This is a genomic window from Streptomyces sp. SP17BM10 (assembly GCF_036322405.1).
Taxonomy (GTDB): domain Bacteria; phylum Actinomycetota; class Actinomycetes; order Streptomycetales; family Streptomycetaceae; genus Kitasatospora.
Genome location: NZ_JAQYXB010000480.1, coordinates 149,788 through 169,493 on the forward strand (window position 1 = coordinate 149,788; position 19,706 = coordinate 169,493).

20 protein-coding genes are annotated in these 19,706 nt (G+C 73.8%); 10 read left to right on the forward strand and 10 right to left on the reverse strand.

The features are described from left to right. Nucleotides 1–94: 94 nt before the first annotated feature. Complete coding sequence (locus tag PUR71_RS08300; protein ID WP_329925715.1) at nucleotides 95–667, forward strand: TetR/AcrR family transcriptional regulator; 573 nt, start codon at nucleotides 95–97, stop codon at nucleotides 665–667. Nucleotides 668–826: 159 nt separating this feature from the next. Further along, nucleotides 827–1,195: a hypothetical protein gene (locus PUR71_RS08305; protein WP_329925716.1), complete on the forward strand. Its 369-nt coding sequence runs from the start codon at nucleotides 827–829 to the stop codon at nucleotides 1,193–1,195. A 13-nt stretch (nucleotides 1,196–1,208) separates the two neighbouring features. Here PUR71_RS08305 and PUR71_RS08310 read toward each other — a convergent pair whose 3' ends face one another. After that, nucleotides 1,209–1,343, reverse strand: a complete 135-nt coding sequence (locus PUR71_RS08310; protein ID WP_329925717.1) for a hypothetical protein — start codon at nucleotides 1,341–1,343, stop codon at nucleotides 1,209–1,211. A 195-nt stretch (nucleotides 1,344–1,538) separates the two neighbouring features. Continuing rightward, nucleotides 1,539–4,775, reverse strand: coding sequence for a bifunctional cytochrome P450/NADPH--P450 reductase (locus tag PUR71_RS08315; protein ID WP_329925718.1), 3,237 nt, complete (start codon nucleotides 4,773–4,775; stop codon nucleotides 1,539–1,541). 189 nt (nucleotides 4,776–4,964) lie between these two features. Here PUR71_RS08315 and PUR71_RS08320 point away from each other — a divergent pair, with 189 nt between their 5' ends. Continuing rightward, nucleotides 4,965–5,618 (forward strand): LuxR C-terminal-related transcriptional regulator, encoded by a 654-nt coding sequence (locus PUR71_RS08320; RefSeq protein ID WP_329925719.1) that lies wholly within the window; start codon nucleotides 4,965–4,967, stop codon nucleotides 5,616–5,618. Nucleotides 5,619–5,671: 53 nt separating this feature from the next. Here the strand turns inward: PUR71_RS08320 and PUR71_RS08325 are convergent, their stop codons facing one another. Further along, complete coding sequence (locus PUR71_RS08325; RefSeq protein WP_329925720.1) at nucleotides 5,672–6,565, reverse strand: alpha/beta hydrolase; 894 nt, start codon at nucleotides 6,563–6,565, stop codon at nucleotides 5,672–5,674. 118 nt (nucleotides 6,566–6,683) lie between these two features. On the opposite strand from PUR71_RS08325, the gene PUR71_RS08330 reads away from it, so the two are divergent. After that, on the forward strand, nucleotides 6,684–7,718 hold the full coding sequence (locus tag PUR71_RS08330; protein ID WP_329925721.1) for a PucR family transcriptional regulator: 1,035 nt from the start codon (nucleotides 6,684–6,686) through the stop codon (nucleotides 7,716–7,718). Here PUR71_RS08330 and PUR71_RS08335 read toward each other — a convergent pair. Next, nucleotides 7,708–8,661, reverse strand: a complete 954-nt coding sequence (locus PUR71_RS08335; protein ID WP_329925722.1) for a helix-turn-helix domain-containing protein — start codon at nucleotides 8,659–8,661, stop codon at nucleotides 7,708–7,710. The two genes, PUR71_RS08330 and PUR71_RS08335, sit on opposite strands and share 11 nt — an antisense overlap. 102 nt (nucleotides 8,662–8,763) lie before the next feature. Here PUR71_RS08335 and PUR71_RS08340 point away from each other — a divergent pair, with 102 nt between their 5' ends. Further along, nucleotides 8,764–9,789, forward strand: coding sequence for a saccharopine dehydrogenase NADP-binding domain-containing protein (locus tag PUR71_RS08340; protein WP_329925723.1), 1,026 nt, complete (start codon nucleotides 8,764–8,766; stop codon nucleotides 9,787–9,789). Nucleotides 9,790–9,851: 62 nt separating this feature from the next. Continuing rightward, nucleotides 9,852–10,433, forward strand: coding sequence for a TetR/AcrR family transcriptional regulator (locus tag PUR71_RS08345; protein WP_329925724.1), 582 nt, complete (start codon nucleotides 9,852–9,854; stop codon nucleotides 10,431–10,433). A 358-nt stretch (nucleotides 10,434–10,791) separates the two neighbouring features. Here PUR71_RS08345 and PUR71_RS08350 read toward each other — a convergent pair whose 3' ends face one another. Together PUR71_RS08350 and PUR71_RS08355 are read right to left on the reverse strand one after the other, a co-directional pair. After that, complete coding sequence (locus tag PUR71_RS08350; protein WP_329925725.1) at nucleotides 10,792–11,478, reverse strand: response regulator transcription factor; 687 nt, start codon at nucleotides 11,476–11,478, stop codon at nucleotides 10,792–10,794. Then, the gene (locus PUR71_RS08355; RefSeq protein WP_329925726.1) at nucleotides 11,475–12,827 is read right to left on the reverse strand and encodes a sensor histidine kinase; all 1,353 of its coding nucleotides are present in this window, start codon (nucleotides 12,825–12,827) and stop codon (nucleotides 11,475–11,477) included. The genes PUR71_RS08350 and PUR71_RS08355 overlap by 4 nt, the downstream gene beginning before the upstream one ends. On the opposite strand from PUR71_RS08355, the gene PUR71_RS08360 reads away from it, so the two are divergent. From PUR71_RS08360 to PUR71_RS08375, 4 genes are all read left to right on the forward strand, one after another. Further along, entirely contained in the window at nucleotides 12,826–13,179 is a 354-nt protein-coding gene (locus PUR71_RS08360; RefSeq protein WP_329925727.1) for an ATP-binding cassette domain-containing protein, read from the forward strand. The two genes, PUR71_RS08355 and PUR71_RS08360, sit on opposite strands and share 2 nt — an antisense overlap. After that, entirely contained in the window at nucleotides 13,176–13,661 is a 486-nt protein-coding gene (locus PUR71_RS08365; protein WP_329925728.1) for a hypothetical protein, read from the forward strand. The genes PUR71_RS08360 and PUR71_RS08365 overlap by 4 nt, the downstream gene beginning before the upstream one ends. Further along, nucleotides 13,658–14,308: a class I SAM-dependent methyltransferase gene (locus tag PUR71_RS08370; protein WP_329925729.1), complete on the forward strand. Its 651-nt coding sequence runs from the start codon at nucleotides 13,658–13,660 to the stop codon at nucleotides 14,306–14,308. The genes PUR71_RS08365 and PUR71_RS08370 overlap by 4 nt, the downstream gene beginning before the upstream one ends. 182 nt (nucleotides 14,309–14,490) lie before the next feature. Next, the gene (locus tag PUR71_RS08375) at nucleotides 14,491–15,087 is read left to right on the forward strand and encodes a hypothetical protein (protein ID WP_329925730.1); all 597 of its coding nucleotides are present in this window, start codon (nucleotides 14,491–14,493) and stop codon (nucleotides 15,085–15,087) included. Here PUR71_RS08375 and PUR71_RS08380 read toward each other — a convergent pair. The 4 genes from PUR71_RS08380 to PUR71_RS08395 are packed head-to-tail and all read right to left on the reverse strand — an operon-like array spanning nucleotide 15,012 to nucleotide 19,700. Then, a complete protein-coding gene (locus PUR71_RS08380; protein WP_329925731.1) occupies nucleotides 15,012–16,277 on the reverse strand; it encodes an ATP-grasp domain-containing protein in 1,266 nt (421 codons plus the stop codon). The two genes, PUR71_RS08375 and PUR71_RS08380, sit on opposite strands and share 76 nt — an antisense overlap. Further along, nucleotides 16,274–17,551, reverse strand: a complete 1,278-nt coding sequence (locus tag PUR71_RS08385) for an acyl-CoA dehydrogenase family protein (RefSeq protein WP_329925733.1) — start codon at nucleotides 17,549–17,551, stop codon at nucleotides 16,274–16,276. Before PUR71_RS08385 ends, PUR71_RS08380 begins: the two co-directional genes overlap by 4 nt. Further along, nucleotides 17,539–18,327 (reverse strand): tyrosine-protein phosphatase, encoded by a 789-nt coding sequence (locus tag PUR71_RS08390; RefSeq protein WP_329925734.1) that lies wholly within the window; start codon nucleotides 18,325–18,327, stop codon nucleotides 17,539–17,541. Before PUR71_RS08390 ends, PUR71_RS08385 begins: the two co-directional genes overlap by 13 nt. Beyond that, entirely contained in the window at nucleotides 18,324–19,700 is a 1,377-nt protein-coding gene (locus tag PUR71_RS08395) for a B12-binding domain-containing radical SAM protein (protein WP_329925735.1), read from the reverse strand. The genes PUR71_RS08390 and PUR71_RS08395 overlap by 4 nt, the downstream gene beginning before the upstream one ends. Between the last annotated feature and the right edge of the window lie 6 nt (nucleotides 19,701–19,706).

The window sequence follows — 19,706 nt, forward strand, 5'->3', positions numbered from 1 at the left end:
GCTAGAATCGGACTAGCGAGTCCGCTTTGACGATACGGACTGGATACTCCGTTTGTCGAGGAGCTCAGCGGCCCGGCGAGGAAGGTTGTAGGGGATGAGTGGTGCCAAGGAGCGCCCGCTGCGGGCGGACGCGGCCCGTAACCGTGCCAGGCTGCTCGATGTCGCCACGGAGGTGTTCACCACCCGTGGCGTCGGCGTGCCGACCGAGGAGATCGCCCGGACCGCCGGGGTCGGAGTCGGCACTCTCTTCCGGCACTTCCCGACCAAGGAAGCGCTGCTGGAAGCCGTGATGGTGCGCAGGCTGGGGGCGATCGCCGCCCAAACCGCGCGCCTGGCCGCCGACATGCAGCCCGCCGATGCCTTCTTCGCCTGCTTCCGCCTGGTTGTCGAACAATCCGCGGGCAAGAACGAGTTCACCCAGGCACTCGCCGCAGCGGGCATGGACGCGCATGCAGCCCTACGGGAGTCCAGCGAGGTGATCCAGGCGCAGCTCGCCGCTCTTCTGGACGCGGCACAGCAGGCCGGAGCCGTTCGCCCGGACCTTGGCCTGCCGGAACTGTTCGCCCTGCTGGCCGGCACCAGCACGACGATGGACCACCTCGGAGCAGACCCGGCGTCCCGGCAACGGATCTTCAGTGTGGTCTTCGACGGCCTCCGACCGCACTGACCGGCCACGTGCCGCGTTCGCCGTGCCCTTGCCGAAGGGAATGTGGGCCAGACAGCCAACGAGGGCATGGACTCAAGCGACTGACCCCTTGGAATCGATCAGCCAGGGACCGCCACAATTCGCTCGAGCCGGGTGCGGTGGTCCGGGTAGCCTCGCCGCGTGGTGGATGAGGAGCAGTACGTCCGGTACCGGGAAGACTCGAAGCTGCTGGCGGCGATCGGGGAGCGCGTCCACGCCCAGGTCGGCCGCGTCACGGTGCGGTTGCCCGGGGCGGTGGCGCAGGCCGCGGTGGACGCCTGGGAGCGTGACGAGACGGGTGACATCGGCGAGGAGACCCGCGAGCAGTACGAACTGCGGGGCCAGGCCGGTGACCTGGCGCTGATCGGCCTCGCGATCTCGGAGCGCGGCCGCCGGGAGGGCGAGGAGGTCGTCGTCGACCTGCACGTCTCCTCCGCCGGGGCGGCCTTCCTCAGCTATGTCGAGGCCGCGGGGCCGGCCTTCCGGCCGAAGGAGTATCCGGCGGAGTAGCCGGGGCACCCGGCTACGAGAAGTCGCCGGCGTGGTGCCGGGTCGACGTCCCGACCGCCGCGAAGCCGTGGTCGAGCATCTCCGTCTCGCCCGCCCGCACGGCCTGGGCACGACGCTCCTTCGGTGCAGGGTGGGGCGCACCCATCATCTTTCGCGCCCCGTCCCTGCGCCTCACGGCGTTCGGCCCTCCGAGGAGTGGATCCGGCGTTGGCGGGCCGCCGAGGACCACTACCTCCGCACCACCTGGCCCCAGGCGAGGGTCGGGCTGCTCGTCCGGGGCTGCCGAGGAACGGCCGGGAGCAGGAAGTCGGCCGGGCCGACTCCCTGCTCCCGGGCACCCAGCTCACCGCGCCGCGTACACGTCCTGGACGTAGCGGCCGGCGTCGATCAGGGACTGCAGCCAGGCCTCCGCCTGCTGCTCATCGGCGCCGCCCGGCGTGTGGCTCCGGTAGAGGGCGCGGAAAGCCTCCCGCACGCCGGGGGCCATCCGGGCGCCGTCGCCGCACACGTAGACCTCGGCGCCGGCGGCGAGGAGCTGCCACACCTCGTCGGCCTCGGCCGCGATGCGGTCCTGGACGAAGCGCCGGCCCTCCTCGGGGGCCTCGCTGAACGCCGGGCGCAGGCTGACGGCGCCGACGCGTTCGGCGGTTTCCAGTTCGACGCGGTGGAGGTAGTCGGCGTCGGGCAGGTCGCAGCCGAAGTAGAGCAGCGCCGGGGCGAGTTCGGCGCCGGCCCGCACCTGCCGGTGGCGGTCGGCGACCGCACCGCGGAACGGGGCGAGGCCGGTGCCGGCGGCGATCATGATGACCGGGGTGGCGCCGTGGCCGATCCGGAACGCCTCCCGGCAGGGCTGGACGCGGGCGAGGACGGTGTCCCCGACGGCGACGCGGGCGAGGTGGCCGGAGCCGGTGCCCCGGAAGGTGCCGCGGCCGGAGCGGGCCGGGGCGCTCAGCACGGAGACCATGAGGTCGACGTGGGCCGGGTCCTGGCCCGGGGACGAGGAGATCGAGTAGTGGCGCGGCCGGATGGGCGGGAGCAGTTCCAGCAGCACCGGCCAGGTGAGGGCCTCGCGCAGGGCCGGGTTGTCCTCGACGAGGTCGAGGAGGGTGCGCGGGTCGTCGTCGGGCAGGGCCCGCAGCGCGGCGGCCTCGGGCGGGCACGGGTTGAGGTCGGCGAGCCGCAGGCGCTGCTCGGCGGTCGGCCGGTCCTGCAACTCGACGTGGTGGGTGAGCAGTTCGCGCACGGTCAGCGGGCGGTCGACGGAGAGGCCGGTGCGCCGGTGGGCGACGATCGACAGCACGGTGTCGAGGTCCGCGCCGAGCACCTTGGCCGCGCGCTCGACCAGCGCCGGGTCGTTCTGGGGCAGCACGGTGAGGTGGTCGGCGGTGCGGTACTCGACGCCGTCCGGCAGGGCCAGCCGCACGAGGCGCTTGACCCGGGGGTAGGCGGGGTCGGTCAGGCCGGCGACCTCGGTGACGGTGAGCCCCGTCATGCCGTGCCGCGCCGCGAGGGCGTCCAGCGGGCCGCCGACGACCTCCGTCACGGTGAACGCGGCCTCCGGCAGCCCGGCGGCGGGGGCGTCCGCGTCGCCGTGCTCCTCCAGCAGCAGGCCGCGCAGCGCCGTCGCGAAGGCCCGCACCCCGCCGGCGAGGTCCCCCGAGGCGTCGGCCTCGCCGGTGGGCAGCAGCCGGGTGCCGCCGAGGGCGGCGAGGCGCTCGTCGATGAGGGTGGGGATGCGCTGGTAGGTGGCGGCGTAGGTGCGGTCGCCGATGCCGAGCACCGCGTACTCGACGCCGTCGGCGGCCGCGCCCTCGGCCTCCTGGAGCCACCGGACGAACCGTGCCGCGTCGTCCGTCGGCTGCCCGTTGTACGAGGCGGCGGTGATCACCACGGGACGGCCCGCCGGCAGCCCGCCGGCGTAGGCGTCCAGCGGGGCGACCTCGGTCTCGCAGCCCAGTTCCCCGGCGGCCTCGGCCAGCTGGCGGGTGAAGTCGCGCGAGGCGCCGTAGTTCGAGCCGTGCAGGAACAGGACCGCCGTGCCCTGGCGGACGCGGCCGGGCAGGTCGGCGGCGCGCGCCGGGGCCTGCGCCGCCACCGGTGGCTTGGGGGTGCGCGGGGCGAGGGCGAGCGTGAACCCGTCGGGCTTGATGGTGAGCATCTGCTTGATGGTCAGCCGGTAGTCGGCGTGGTCGATCAACCGGTAGCGGTGCACCAGCATGCCGAGCAGCATCGTGGCCTCGTGCAGCGCGAACTGCCGCCCGATGCAGGCGCGTTCACCGGTACCGAAGGGCTTGAAGGCGTGCGGCGAGCGGGCCTCCTCCAGCTCCGGGTCGAAGCGGGAGGGGTCGAACAGCTCGGGGTTGTCGCCCCAGGCGGGGTCGCGGTGCAGCATCGGCGTCGACACGGTGACCGTCTCCCCGGCGCGCAGCGGGATGCGGCCCCCGATCAGGGTGTCCTCGCGGGCCTCGCGGCTGAACGCGGGGGCCGTCGGCCACAGCCGGAGGGCCTCGTTGAGCACCTGGCGGGTGTAGCGCAGGCGCCCGACGTCCTCGTAGGACGGCTCGGGGTCGGCCTGGTCGCCCCACAGGGCGTCCACCTCGCGCTGGACCTCGCGCAGCACCGCCGGGTGCTTGGCGAGGTAGTACACCGCGAAGGACAGCGCGCCCGAGGTGGTCTCGTGGCCTGCGATCAGGAAGGTGATCACCTGGTTGCGGATGTTCTCGGCGTCCAGTCTGCTGCCGTCACCGGGGTGGACGGCGCCGAGCATCAGACCGAGCAGGTCCTCGGCCTCCGCGGCTCCGGCGCCCCCGGCTGCGGCCTCCACGCGAGCGGCTATCACCTCGTCCACCACCCGGGCCAGGTACGCGGCGTCCTCCCGAAACGCCGCGTCGCGCTCGGTGTGGTCGAGCTCGGGGTCGCGCCCGAGCTTGTCCATCGCCCACTCCAGGCACTGCACCATCGCTTCGACGAACGGGTGCGGCTCGTCGCGCTCGAAGGAGCCGAAGTCGAAGCCGAAACCGGCCAGGCCGATGGTGTCCAGGGTCATCCTGGTCATGTCGCCGGGCACGTCCACCGGCTGCCCGGCGGCCGACGCGGCGTCCCAGGCGTCGATCAGGCGGCGCGCGACCCTGAGCATCACCGGGTGGTAGGTGCGCATCGAGCCGAGCGCGAAGGCGGGCATCAGGATGTCGTGCGCGCGGGCCCAGTTGGGCTCGTCGTTGTAGGCGGTGAAGAGGCCGTCGCCGGTGAACTCGCGGACGTTCACCAGGCCCGGGCCCACCGACTTGGTGAAGCGCCCCTCGTCGGCCAGCTCCTCGACCAGGTCCAGGCCGCCGACCATCAGCAGGTCCCGCCCGTGCACGCGCTGCACGTAGGCCGGGCCGTGCTCGCGGAGCAGGTCCATCATCCGCAGGACCGGCGCGGCGACCGGCGGCAGCGCGGAGACGTCGACGAGCGGCACGGCCCCGGCGGCGGCCGAGGGGAGGTGCGCCGGGGCGGCCGCCGGGGTCCGCGGGGCCGGGGCGGGCTCCGGGCGCTCGGCCCGGGGTGCGGGCAGGCTCTCGGGCAGGGTGTCGGTCATGCGTGATTCACCTTCCGTATTCCGTGACACGGGTTCCGTGACGGGAGTCGGGCCGACGATCGGGGCGACGTGTTCCACTGTGCGCCCGACACCCGGCGCACCGGGCGCCGCCGACTACATGATTGTGTAGTACCCGGTGGCACCCGCGTCTTGCCCACGTGACGTCAGATCTGCTGAAGGAGATAGCCCGTGTATCCCAGCGACAGCGCCATCGTCTGGCGCAACCGCACGCTGCGCCTGCTGGACCACGTGCCGGTGCCGATCGCCGTGTGCGAGTACGCGGGCCGTATCCTCATCGTCAACCGCGCGATGGCCGCCGAGTTCGGCCTGCTCACGGGGCAGTTGCACCACCGCAAGATCCTGGAGTTCTTCACGCTCCAGGGCAGCGCCGCCGACACCCTCCCGGCACTCGCCGAGGCCGTCCACAAGCACCGACGCTCCCAGTACAGCGTCGAGGTGTCGTGGACGGCCGGCGACGGTACGGAACGGCACGGCGTCATGGACGTCGCCCTCGTGAGCGACACCCCCGACCAGACGCCGAACCTGCTGCTCTCGCTGCGCGTCCTCGCCGACCTCCCCACCGAGCCCGCACCCGAGGTGTCCGAGACCGCCGTGCCGCGCACCGGGGTGAGCCCCACCGAGGCCCGGATCCTGGCCGCCGCCGCGAGGGGTGCGACGACCGCCCTGATCGCCCGGGAAATCGGCCTCACGAGGGACGGCGTCAACTACCACCTGACCCGCCTCTCCCGCCGCTGGCACGTCCCCAACCGCACGGCCCTCGTCGCCCGCGCCTACGCCTCCGGCGTCCTGGCGCCGGACACGTGGCCGCCGGAGCCCGCCTGAGGGTCCACTGCTACGCCGGCGCCCGCCGGAGCGCACCGCAGCCCTGGAACCCCCTACGCCAGCGCCCGCCGCAGCACCGCGCCGAGCTCGGCGATCTGCCGCTGCGACACCTCCGCCGACAGCAGCGCCTGCGAGCCGTGGAACGTCCCGGCCCACTGGTGCAGCTCGACCGGCACGCCCGCCCGCAGCAGGCGCAGCGCGTACTCGATGCCCTCGTCGCGGTTCGGGCAGAACTCGGCGGTGGCGAGGTGGGCGGGCGGCAGGCCGGTGAGGTCCTCGGCGCGCGCCGGGGCCGCGTACGCGGTGGCGGGTGCGCCGCTCAGGTAGTGCCGCCAGGCCGCGCCGATCTTGTCGCGGGTCATCCACGGCGTGTCCGTGAAGTTCCGCGCCGACCAGCTGTCCTGACGGTCGTCGAGGCCGGGCTGGTTGAGCAGCTGGAAGCGGATCGCCGGCCCCTGCCGGTCGCGCGCCAGGAGGGCGGTGGCGGCCGCGAGGGTGGCACCGGCGCTGTGGCCGCCGATCGCGATGCGCTCGGGGTCGATGCCGAGGTCGGCGGCGTTCTCGGCGGCCCAGACGAGGACGGCGTACGCGTCGTCCAGCGCCGCCGGGTACGGGTGCTCGGGCGCCAGGCGGTAGCCCACCGAGATGACCACCGCCCCGGAGTCGGCGGCGATCCGGGCCGCCCACGGGTGCTCGGTGTCCAGGCCCCCCATGACGAACCCGCCGCCGTGCAGCCAGATCACGGCGCCGCGCGCCTCCTGCGGCCGGTAGACGCGCACCGGCACGCCGGGGTCTCCGGGCGCCGTGCGGTCCTCGATCACCATGGCGGGCACCTCGGCTGCCGGCACGCCGCCGGCCAGCGCGGCGAGACTCTTCCGGGCCGAGGCGGGGTCGTCGAGGTCGACGTCGGGGAAGAACGGGACGAATGCTTCGAGTTCGGGATCCATGCCCACCATCGTCCCGGCCGCCGCCCGCCCGGTCCTCCGCCGACCGTCGTGCGTTGCGCCGGGATCGCGCACCGACCGGCGCGCCCGCGCTCCCCCGTGCCCGCATATCCTCGGGCCCATGGAGGCACTGGCGGTACGCATGTCGCAACTGGGCTCGGACGTCGAGGCGGCCGTCCGCGTCGTCATGTTCTACGACACCCTGATGCGCCGGCGCGTGGACCTCCCCGCCCTCGCCCGCGCCTCCGCGAACCTCGCCGAGTGCACGGCCGGCATCCGCCTCACCGGCACCGGCCGGACGATCCGCATGACCCCCGACGGCCGCGAGGCACCCGGGCCGCCCTCCGTCACCACGTCCACGCCGATCACCCTCGACGAGGAGGAGATCGGCACGGTGTGGCTCGAACGCCCCACCCCCGCGGGCCTCCTGGACGAGCTCCTCCTCGACCGCCTCGCCATCGCCGTCGCCACGGCCGTCGAACGCTACGGCCCCGCGCACACCACCATGGCCGACCCCGCCCTCGTCGAGCTCGTCATCGGCGCCGACACCGACGAGGCCGCCCGCGCCCGCGCGCTGCGCCTGCTCGGCTTCGCCGCCGACCTGCCGGTGCGCGCCGTCGCCGTGCGCACGGAGCTCCCCCTCGACCGGATCGGCGCCCTCCTGTGCCTCGGCCGTCCGGTGAAGGCAGCCCAACTCGCCGACGTGGGAGCCGTCCTGGCCACAACCGTCGACCCGTCCCACCTCCCGGCCGGCGTCCGCGCGGGCATCGGCGCCGCCGGGACACCGGCCCGATCCTGGCGCGAGGCCCGCACCGCACTGCGTTTCACCACCACGCGCCGACCCGTCGTCCACCACGCCGACCTGGGCGCCGTCGCCCTCCTCGCCCAGCTCCCGGAGGACGCCGTCCGGGCCGACCCCGACGTCGCCGCCATCGCCCGCGTCGAGGCGTGCGACCCGGAGGACCTGGAGACGCTGGAGGCTTACTGCACCACCGGCTCCCTGCGCCGCGCCGCCGCCGTCCTCCACCTGCACCACACCAGCGTGGCCCGCCGCCTGGACCAGCTCGGCAAGGTGCTCGGCCTCGAACTCACCGAGCCGGCCGGCCTGTTGCGCGCCACCGTCGCCCTCACCGCGTGGCGGCTGCTCAGCGGGTGACCTTGGTGCGCAGCCGGAAGGTCCGCCGGTAGGCGTCCGGCGGCACGCCCACCGTGCGGTTGAAGTGCCGGCGCAGCGTGGTGCCCGTGCCCATGCCGGTGGCGGCGGCGATGGCGTCGACGCTGTCCTCGGTGGTCTCCAGCAACTCCTGGGCGTGGCGGATCCGTTGGGTCAGCAGCCACTGGAGCGGGCTGGTGCCGGTGACGGAGCGGAAGTGCCGGCCGAGGTGGCGCGAGCTCATGTTGGCCCGGCGGGCCAGGTCCTCGACGGTCAGCGGCTGGTCGAGCCGTTCGATCGCCCACGGGAGGAGGTCGGCGAGCGGGTGGTTCCCGGGCGCGGGCACCGGGGTGGGCACGAACTGGGCCTGGCCGCCGTCCCGGTGGGGCGGCACGACGAGGAGGCGGGCGAGGGCGTTGGCGACGGACGAGCCGTGGTCGAGGCGGACGAGGTGCAGGCAGAGGTCCATCGCGGCGGCCTTGCCGGCGGAGGTGAGGACGCGCCCGTTGTCGACGTAGAGGACGTCCGGGTCGACCTGCACCTCGGGGAAGCGCGCAGCGAGGACGCGGGTGTGCGCCCAGTGCGTCGTCGCCCGCAGCCCGTCCAGCAGTCCGGCGGCGGCGAGGACGAACGCACCTGTGCAGAGCGACACCACACGCGCGCCATTGTCGTGGGCCGCGCGCACGGCCTCGACGAGCTCCCGGGGCGGCTCCTCGTCGACGTCCGCCCAGCCCGGGACGACGACGGTGTCCGCGTACGGGAGCCGGTCGAGCCCGTGGTCGGGCTGGACGCGGAACCGCCCGACCTGCACGGGCCCCGGCCCGCAGAGCTCCAGGCGGTACCAGGACTCGGCCCGCCCGGTCATGTCGGCCCCGAAGACCTCGCAGGCCAGCCCCAGTTCGAAGTGCAGCATGCCGTCCGTGACGGCCAGTGCGACAGTCCCCATGTCCGGAAGTGTACGGGTCCTGTCGTTCCGGACACTGTCAGTGGTGGTCCGCCCCCGGCAGGATGAACGCGTCGGATCAAGGAACGAGCACGGGGAACCCCAATGTCGAACACCACCGTCACCGTCTACGGCGCCTACGGACACACCGGCCGCTTCGTCGTCGCCCACCTGCGCGAGCGCGGCTTCACCCCCGTGCTCTCCGGCCGCGACGCCGCCAAGCTGCACGAACTGGCCGACGGGACGGGCCTCGACGTGCGCCCGGCCTCCGTCGACGACCCGGCCGCCCTCGACGCGGCCCTGGCCGGCGCCGCCGCCGTCATCAACTGCGCCGGCCCGTTCGCCTCGACCACCGCCCCCGTCATCGAGGCCGCCCTGCGCGCCGGGATCCCGTACGTCGACGTGGCCGCCGAGCTGGAGGCCAACATCGACACGTTCGCCGACTTCGCCGAGCGCGCCCGCACCGCCGGCGTCACCGTCCTGCCCGCGATGGCCTTCTACGGCGGCCTCGGCGACCTCCTCGCCACCGCCGCGATGGCCGACTGGACGGACGCCGACGAGGCCCACGTCGCCTACGCCCTCGACAGCTGGCACCCCACCGCCGGCACCCGCCGCTCCAGCGCCGTCTCCCGCGAGCGCCGCGGCAGCGGCCGGCTCGTCTACACCAAGGGCGCCATCGAGCGGCGCCACGACGCCCCGGCGACCACCGAGTGGACGTTCCCCGACCCGACCGGCACGCGCGCCGTCGTCGCCGAGTTCACGATGGCCGACGTCATCACGATCCCGAGCCACCTGCGGATCCCCGAGGTCCGCACTTACATGACGGTCGAGGCCGCGACGCAGGTCGTCGCCCCCGACACCCCCGCCCCGGCCCCGGTCGACGCGGACGGCCGCTCGGCGCAGACCTTCGTCGTCGACGTCGTGGTCCGCAGGGGCGCCGCCGAGCGCCGCGCCGTCGCCACCGGCCGGGACATCTACGCCGTGACGGCCCCACTGGCGGTGGAGGCGGTCGCCCGGCTCCTGAACGGCGAGGCCGGCGCCGCCGGCGTCGCGTCGGCCGGCGAGCTCTTCGACGCCCCCGCGTTCCTCCGCGCCCTGGCCCCGCACATCACCGTCGGCCTGGCGGTCTGAGGCCTCGGTGCGCCGCGGCGCTCTGCCTGCGACAGGATGTCTAGCGCCGCTACAATGGCGACATGTCCGCCATCAGCGAGCGCCGCGAACGCGAACGCGCCCAACGCCACCGACTGATCATCACGGCCGCGCGCGAGCTCGCGGAGACCGAGGGCTGGGAGGCCGTGACGACACGGCGGCTGGCCGAACGCGTCGAGTACAGCCAGCCGGTGCTGTACAGCCACTTCAACGGCAAGGACGCGATCGTGAGCGCCGTCGCCCTGGACGCGTTCGCCGAGCTCGCCGCCCACCTGCACCGCGCCCGACAGGACGCCGCCGCCGGCCCCGGGCAGGCCCTGCGGGCGGTCGGCGGCGCCTACCTGGACTTCGCGGTCCAGCGGCCCGCCCTCTACCAGGCGATGTTCATCCTGCCCACCGACCTGAAGTTCGCGAGCACCGAGACGCCGGCCCCGATGCGGGCCTGTTTCGAGGAGTTCGTCGCCTGCTTCCCCCCGGAGAACGAGCGGCGCGAACTCTTCGCCGAAGTCGCCTGGAGCGCGCTGCACGGCATGGCCGTCCTCTCGGAGAGCGGCCGCATCCCCTCCGGCTGGCAGGAGGAGCGCCTCGACCTCCTCGTGACCCGGTTCGCCGGGACAGCTCCGTAAGGGCCCCGGGGTCACACCCGCCGGACGCGCAGCACGCCGGTCAGCATGGGCAGGGTGAACTCACCCTCGGCGGTCTCCGGCCTGCCCGCGAGGACAGTTCCGCGATTGCCTGCTGGCGAACGGCTTCATTGGCGACGCTCGACACCGACGGCCTGCGGCTCCGTTGTGCGACTCGGCATCACACAGCGTGAGACGAAGGCCGTCGCCGTGTCCGGCAGACCCCCATGTGGGTGACCAGCTCGAACACCATCGAGTCAACACCGAAGGTCAAACGACGAGCTGAGTAATTGTCGGGATGATCCGCCACTCTGGCGAACGCGGCGAACTCGTGGTCGGCGATCGTTCTTCTCACCCTGCCCTACCGTCTACCCGGCGTGAGTCCGTTCTCGTAGGCGATGATCGCCAGGTGGACGCGGTCCCGGGCCTCGAGCTTGGCGAACAGACGCGCGACATGGGTCTTCGCCGTCGCCACGCTGATCACCAACCGCTCGGCTATCTCACCGTTCGACAGCCCCTGTCCGACCAGGGCCAGCACCTCGCGCTCCCGGTCGGTGATCCCCGCGATGAGACGTGAGTCCGCGGCGGGCTCGGTGTCCGGTGCGGGGGCCACGGGGGTGGCGGAGGTTCCGGCGAAGTCGGCGATCAGCCGTCGGGTGACGCTCGGCGCGATCAACGCGTCGCCGGCCGCCACCACGCGGATCGCGTCCAGGATCGCGTCCAGGGCCATGCTCTTGAGCAGGAATCCGCTGGCGCCGGCGCGCAGAGCGCCGTAGACGTACTCGTCGTCGTCGAAGGTCGTCAGCACCAGCACCTTGGGCGGGTCCGGCTCGGCGGTCGCCTGCCGGGTCGCCTCGATCCCGTCCATGTCCGGCATCCGGATGTCCATCACCACGACGTCCGGCCGCAGCTCACGCACCAGGCGCACCGCCTCGCGGCCGTCGCCGGCCTCGCCGACCACCTCCAGGTCGGCGGTGTCGCCGATCAGGATCCCGAGCCCGAGCAGCATCAGCGGCTGGTCATCGACCAGCAGCACCCGCACGCTCATGCCGGGAGCCTCGCCGTCACCCGGAATCCGCCTTCCGGACGCCGGCCCGCGCTGAACTGGCCGGACAGCAACGCCACCCGCTCGCGCATGCCGAGCAGGCCGAAGCCGCTCCCGCCGGCCGCCGCCGAGGGCCTCGGACGGCCGGGCCTGCCGGTCGCGTCATCCCCGTCGTCCACCACCTCGATCGTCACTCCTGTCGGCTCGTAACCCACCGCGACCCGGCACGTCCGCGCACCGGAATGCCGCACCACGTTCGTCACCGACTCCTGGACGATCCGGAACGCCGACAGCTCGATCTCCGGCGGCAGCGGACGCCGCTCGCCCTGCCAGGCCACGTGGACCCGCACCCCGGCGTCGGCCGTGCGTTCGGCGAGCCGCGGGATATCGGCCAGGCTGCCGGCCGGCGCCAGCGGAGCGGCCCCCGGCATGGCGTCGTCCGGCTCGGCGCGGCGGAGCGCCCCGAGCATGCGCTGCAGCTCGAGCAGCGTCTGACGGCTGGTGGACTCGATGCCGGTCAGCGCCTGCCGCGTCTGCTCGGGCTTGGTGTCCACGACCCGCGCCGCCGCTCCCGACAGCACCGTGATGATCCCGATGCTGTGCGCGACGCTGTCGTGCAGCTCGCGGGCGATCCGCAGCCGCTCGGTGACGACGGCGCGGGCCGCCCTCTGCTCGTGCAAGGCTCCGAGGTATTCACGGCGTTTGCGATACACCCCCCCGAAGACCCACGCGACCGCGAACCACAACGCGAACTGCCCGGCCCACTGGGCCGCGTCGCTGAGGGTCTCCCCGGGGTAGACGTGGATGTTCTCGACGAACGCGGCCGCGACGGCCGCGACGGAGCCGACGGCGGCGGCCTTCGGCCGCCGGACGGCGAGGTTCCCTCCCAAGACGACGAGCAGGACGAACACGATCCAGGGCCGCACGCCGAAGAGGTCGCCGAGGACCGATTCGCCCAGGATCGCCGCGAAGACCGCCGCCGGCAGACGGCGCATCAGCAGAACCGGAAGGGCGAGCACGACGCACAGACCTATCTGCTGGAAGGGCCCGAGGCCGGGAAGCCGGAACAGGCCGTCGTGGTCCCGCACCTGAGCGATCGACCAGCAGAGCATCACCGTGTAGAAGCAGGCGGTGGCCAGCACCACGGCCTGGTCCGTCAGCCAGGTCATGCGCTCCGATGTCGAGAGGCGCTGGAGAAGCTCTTCCATACGGAGATCGTATTCAGCGACGTCGGCTCCTCGCGTCGCCCCGGGGATGTACGCGGGGTACACCGCCCGGCCGATGGCCTGGGGAACGGTGACATCCACCGGCCGACGCGACGGATAGCGTTCTGTTCGTAGGTTCAGGGCCATGACGAATGCGCCGGTGATCGATCTTCGCGACACGACGAAGAAATATGACGGCGGCCCGCCCGCGCTGGCCGATGTGACCTGGCCCGTGGCGTCCGGTGAATGTGTGGCGATCCTCGGCCATTCCGGCAGCGGCACGTCCACGCTGCCGAACCTGATCGCCGGTCCGGACGAGCCCTCCAGCAGCACCGAGCCCACCGGCGCGCTGGACTCGAGCTCGGTCGAGGACGTGCGCCAGCTGCTGCTGGAGCCGGCGCGCCGGGACTCCGACGGTCTGTTCGCCGCCATCGACGACCGGGAGCACGTCCTCGCCACCGCGGACTACTTCACGACCCTCCGGGAAGCCGGCCGATGAGCACCCTCATGTCCGTCCAGCGCGCCGGTCCCGGCCGCCCGGCGCGGCGGCTCGGGCCGCGTTGGCCGGCGTTCGTGCTGATCGGTTCCGGTCTGGCGCTGGTCCCGTGGCTGTTCGTGCTGGCGTTCGGGCTTCCGGCCACGGCGGTGGCCGCGCACTGGTCGACGGCGTGGGCGGGATTCGACGGCTTGGAGGCGCTCGGCCTGATCACCACCGGCATGCTCCTCAGACGACGTGACCCCCGCGGCTGCCTGGCGGCGGCCGCGACCGCGCCGCTACCGGTGGTGGACGCCTGGTTCGACGTCGTCACGGCCGCACCGGATGGGGACCGGGCTGTGGCGGTGGCCATGGCGGTGTTCCCCGAGCTGCCCCTGGCGGTCGTCTGTGCCGTCCTGGCCATCCGAACGCTCCCACACTCAGATCTCGGCCGACCTCGCAGCACCTCTGCTTCTTACCGATTTCGTTCCCTGGAGAGATCATGACTGCTTTGACCGCTCGCCGTACCCGCTGGGGACTGGCCGCCGCCGGCGGCGCCGCGGCGGCAGCCTGGTGGTTCGGAGACAAGGCGCCCTACCCGTACGCCCAGCGAGGCCTGCTCGACATCCCCCTGCCCTACCTGACCTGTGGGCGTCTCGACGGGATACTCCGCCCCCGGCCCGGGGAACGGATCCTCGAGATCGGCCCCGGCACCGGCCTGCAGTCCCTGCACACAGCACCACAGCTCGGCCCGGAGGGGCGGCTCGACATCGTCGACATCCAGCCGGAGATGCTCGACCACGTGACCCGTCGTGCCGAAGCGCGCGGCATCACGAACATCACCGCCACCGAGTCCGACGCGCGGACCCTGCCCTTCGATGAGAGGACCTTCGACGCGGTCTATCTCGTCACCGCACTCGGCGAGATCCCCGAACCCGACCAGGTCCTGAGTGAGGCCGCCCGGGTACTCGCGCCGACCGGCAGGCTCGTGGTGGGCGAGTTCTTCGACCGGCACTGGATCCCCTTCAGCCGACTCCACCGCCTCGCCGACTCCTCCGGCCTCCACCTGGAGACACGACACGGCCCCACCATGGCCTACCTGGCCCGCTTCCACCCCTGCCACCGGAACGAACCGGTCCCGTCGGCCCCGTAGCGCGCCGACGACCGTCGCCTACGCGTGCCCGGCGACGTGCTCAGCCACGGACAGATGAACGTGCTCAGTCCGTGGACCCGACCACGCGCTCCTTTGCGGGCGGTGTCCGCACCATGCGGTTTGCTCCTCGGCGTGGACAGCGCTGCACATCCCGCCCACGGCGGGCCTGGGACAATGGTGACATGACGACGAATCAGTTGATGCAGCGACAGGACGAGCTCCAGGCCGAGGCGGAGGAGGTCGGCAAGGACCTGGGGCTGGACGAGTCGCTCGGGCGGCTCGGGGATCCGGTGCGGGTGGGCAGTGCGGCATTGGGGTTGATGGTGCGCAGGGACCTGGACGTCACGGTGGTGTGCCCCCGACTCGACGCGGGGGTGCACGAGGCCGTGGCCGGGATCGGGGCGCGGCTGGCGTTGCACGAGCGGGTGCGGCAGGTGCGGTTCCGCAATGACACCGGCGCCTGGAACACCGACCCCGGCTACCCGGACGGGCTGTACCTCGGGCTGGACTACCGCTCGCCACAGGGCCGACGGTGGTCCCTGGACATCTGGTTCGTCGACGAGCCGGACCGCCAGCCGGACCTGGCGCACCTGCGGACGCTGCCGCCGCGGCTCACCGCCGAGGCCCGGGAGGCGATCCTGCTGATCAAGCATGCGTGGGCCGACAACCCCGAGTACGGGCGCGGCGTGCGCAGTTGGGACGTCTACCGGTCGGTGCTCGACGACGGCGTGCGGACGGTGGCCGGGTTCGACGAGTGGCGGGCGGGCTCGTCGGCGTAGGTGATCCCGGTGTGCGTCCGGATGAACTCGAGCCGGGCGCGCACCTCGGCCTCGTCACGGCCGCCGACGGCGTAGGTGACGAGGCCGGCGCCGGAGAAGCCGGAGGCCCGGAGGAGGTCGCCGGGTGCCGCGGTGGCGCGCCGGCTGATCAGCCAGTCCCTCGGGATCGCCTCGTCGTCGATGGCGGCGAGGCGTCCCGGCCGGCTGTACCAGATGAACTCGCCGGCGGCCCGGTGGGTTCGCGGATATCCGGTGCTGGGACGTTCGCCGAGAGCGAGGCGGACCATGGCCTCGTAGAGGTTGACGCCGGTGAGGGCCTGGACGACCGGGACGATGCCGCCGCCGCCGTTGCGAACCGCCACCTCGTTGAACACGAGTGCGCCGTCGGCGAGTTCGAAGAGTTCGAGGTGGAGGACGGCGTCGGTGACGTCGAAGGCCTTGACCACCCTCCGGGTGAACTCGGTGGCGCGCTCGACGAGTTGCGGGTCGTCGACGGTGACCGAGAGCATCGGCCGGTTGTCGACGTGGGACAGGGTGCTGGTCAGGTAACGGAAGACCACGCAGGTGAGCAGCTCGCCCCGGTGCACGGCGACGTCCACGTGGAGCATCCCGCCGTCGACGAACTCCTCGGCCTGGTGCCCGGCGAGGGCGTGGCCGTCCAGCGCGGCCAGCGCGGCGCGCGAGTCGACGACGTGGATGCCGGCGGATCCGCTGCCGAACCTGGGCTTGAGCACGATCCGGCCGTGGCGGTCGAGGAGGCCGGCGGCGTCGGCGGCGCGCTCGACGGGCCGCCAGTCGCACACCGGCAGGCCGCCCCCGGCCGCGGTCCGCTTCATCGCCGACTTGTCGCGGAAGGGCAGCAGCCGGGCGGTGGAGGGGCCGCGGACGCCCGTCTGCTCGCGCAGGCGGGCGCCGGGCAGCAGCAGGTTCTCGCTGAAGGCGAGCAGGTGGTCCAGGCCGACCTCCTGGTGGACGGCCCGGACGAGCGCGTCCCGCAGGGCCGCGTCGGACAACCGGACGCCGAGGACCTCGGCGCACTCGCCGGGGCGTGCCTGGCCGGCCAGCGGCGTCCGGGTGAGCAGGGTGACGCGGTAGCGGTCCGGGTCGAGGACGGGCGAGCCGTCGGGCAGGCGGTACCGGTCGTAGCCGACCCGGTCGAGCAGCAGGACGTTCTCCCGGCGGGCGGTCACGGCGTCCCCTCCGGTGTGCGGACGACGGTGGCCTGAGCGGCGGCGAGGGCCAGGTCGGCGAGCGCGTCGGCCCACTCCTCGGCGGGGGCGTGCGGCCGCATGAACATCGTGGCCCGGACGTCCCTGGCGAGGCGGCCGAGCAGGTGGCCGGCGCGGTAACTGCGGCCCCCGCACAGCTGCATGGCGAGGTCGACGGCGGACAGGGCGGCGCGTTCGACGACCGTGCCGGCGGCGATGCAGGCGCGCATGAGGTCGGGCCCGTGCGCGTCCGCGTCGTGGGCGTCCACGTCGAGCAGCAGGCAGCGCAGGACGCCGCGGGCCGAGGCGAGGGCGGTCTCCAGCTCGGCCAGGGCCGCCGTCGTCCCGGCGGTGCCGGTGCGCCGACGGCCGGGGGCGCCGGCGCCGTCCCCGGACAGGGCGGCGAGGGCCGTGCGGTGCGCGGCCTCGGCGATGCCGAGCGGGACGCCCAGCAGCGGGGCGGCCACCCGGACCTTGCCGCCGAGGGCCGCGGTGCCGGGCCGCTCTCCCCAGCGGCCGCGGTAGCCCACCGCGTCGCCGGGCAGGCGCACCCGGTCGAACGCCACGGTGCCGCTGCCGGAGCCGCGCAGGCCGTGGCCGTCCCAGCTGTCGTGGACGTCGACTCCCTTCAGGTCGCCGGGGATCAACACCGAGCCGATCATCGGGCCGTCGGGGGTCTCCGCGCGCAGCCGGGTGTAGAAGTGGGTCGCCGCGGGCGAGAGGGAGGCCATGGCCTTCCGCCCGGTGACGGTCCAGCCCCCGTCCTCGGGGACCGCGGTGGTGGCGGGGCGCCAGGCGCTCGTCCCGGGTTCGGTGACGGTGGAGCAGACGATCATGCGGCGCTCGCCGATCGCCCGGTTCCAGCGGTGTTGCGGGGTGTCCCGGGTCGGCGCCGCGGCGGCGGTGCGGGCGAAGTGCATGGACAGGGCGAGGTGCATGAACACCGCGGTGGCCACGGAGGCGTCCGCCTCGGCGAGGCGGGCGGTGAGGACGCCGAGGTCGTGCACCGACTCCAGGCCGGCTCCGCCGTCCGCGACCGGTGCGCAGGCGGCCAGCACTCCGGCCGCTTCCAGGAGTCGCACGCTCGGCGCGGCGAAGCGGCCGGCCCGGTCGTTCTCCGCGGCCCGGTCGGCGAGGGGGCCGGCGAGGTCGTCGACGACCGCGCACAGCCGCCCTCCGGCCTCGGTGACGGGTCGCGGGCGCGCCGTCAGTGTTCGCGCGTAGGCCGTCGGCGGGGGGACGGTCAGTGGGGACATCGGTCATCCTGTCGGTCTCGTGAGCGGGCCGTCAGCGGGGGCACTGCCGGTCCGGCGTTCGGACGGGTCGTGGTCAGGTGCGGACGCACGGCGTCCAGCGCGTCGGCGATTCGCCGCAGCGCGGGAGGCCGGCCGCCGGAGCCGCCGGCTCCGTCCGTGTGGTCCAACGCGTCCAGGACCGCGGCGCAGACCCGGCCGGGCGCCGCGTTGACGGTGGCGGCGTCGCGCCAGCGCGGCGGGAGGTGGTGGCGGCCGGCCGCCAGGTGGTCGTTGCTCAGGGCGAAGTCGTCGACGATGGCGGGCCCCCCGACCCCGAGGGCCCGCAGCAGCACGGCGACCACGATCCCCGTCCGGTCCTTGCCGAGGGAGCAGCCGACGATGACGGGGCCGGCGGCGGGCAGCAGCCGGGCCACGCGTTCGGCGGTCGCCAGGTACCGGGGCAGCGTGGCGAGGTGGCGGCGCAGCTGGTCGTCGGGGGTGTCGCCGTGGTCGCCGGGGGCCCGGTCGCGGACGGGCAGGCGGTGCCAGGTCCAGCCGCGGGCGAGCAGGTGCCCGGGTCCTCCGTCGCGCTCGATCTCCCGGTCGGTGCGCAGGTCGACGTAGCCGCCCGGACCGAGGAGCCGGGTGAGCTCCTCGGCGCCGGCCGGGGCGAGGGCGGACAGGGCGGAGCTGCGCAGCAGGACGCCGGGGCGCAGCCGCGCGCCGCCGGTGGTGGGCAGCCCGCCGAGGTCGCGGAGGTTGGGCAGGTGGTCGGGCAGCAACCGGCGGTCGCTCACCCGGGCTGTCCGGCGTCAACGGTGGGAAGGAGCTCGACGACGCGGACGCGCTCGGTGGTGGGGATCCGTTCGGTGGCGGGGGTCCGGTAGTCGTCGCCGCCGTAGAGCAGGGCGAGGAATTCGCCCGGTTCGCGGCCCGTGGTGGCGCGGACGGCCTCCGGGTCGACGAAGGTCTGCCGGTTGTAGGCGCTGAGCTGGGCCTCGGTCATGTCGGCGCGCATCTGCTCGTAGGGGGTGTAGAGGGTGGGGCGGACGCGGGCGCCGAGGTCCTTGACGGCGGCCATGGTGTGCCGGGCGCCTTCGGGGGTGGTGCCGGGGAGGCCGACGATCACGAAGCAGTTCAGCTCGATCCCGTGGGCGCGGCACCAGCGGGCGACCTCCTCGGTGCGGGTCTCGGCGCGGCGCTTGACGCGGGGCAGTCCCGGTTCGGCGTTCTCCTCGAAGGTCTCGACGCCGACGCTGATCCGGATGCACCCGGCGGCGGCCATGCGGGCGACGAGTTCCTCGTCGAGGTGGTGCAGGGTGGTCGCGCACTTCCAGGGGTAGTGGCGCGGTTCGGCTTCGAGGGCGGTGCACAGGTCGAGGACCCAGCCGCGGTTCAGGGTGAAGGTGGGCGCGTAGAAGGCGACGTACTCGAAGGGCAGCCGGGTGAACGAGTCGCGGATGTAGTCGACGGTGCGTTCGACGGTCAGCCGGCGTTCGCGCAGCCCCTGCATGGGCGGGACGTCGCAGAAGCTGCAGCCGACGGGGCAGCCGCGGGCCACGGGGGCGACGAGTTCGAGCCGTTCGGGGATGCCGCAGAACTTGTTCTCGTCGGTGCGGTAGAGGTTCTCGTAGGCGGTGTAGGGGATTTCGGTGACGTCCGGCAGGGCCCACTCCTCGGCGGGCAGCCAGGTGCCGGGGGCGCTCGGCCGGTGCCACTCGCCGGTGTGGCGCAGGTGCACGCCGGGCAGGCCGTCGACCGGGGGGCGGCCGGCGCCGGCCCAGTCGAGTGCGGCGGCGGTGCCGGCCTCGTAGTCGCCGCTCGCGACGACGGCGTCGAGGTCGAGGGTGTGGAAGAAGCCGGGGTTCTGGTAGCTCAGCCGGCCGACGGTGACGAGCAGCGCCTCGGGCAGCAGGGCGCGGGTGTAGTCGGCGGCCCGGCGCACGCCCTCGACGACGTCGTACTCGTTGACGAGGACGACGGCCTCGTAGCGGCCCTGGTGGAGGCGGTCGGCCAGTTCCTTCCAGGTGCGGTTGAGCGCGCCGGCGTCCAGCGCGTCCACGTGGTGGCCCTTGGTGCGCAGGTAGGCGGCGATGCTGAAGACCGGCAGGTGGTGGCCGGCGTTGAAGTAGCTGGGGACGTGGGGTGGCCACAGGACCAGTACGCGCACGGTGGA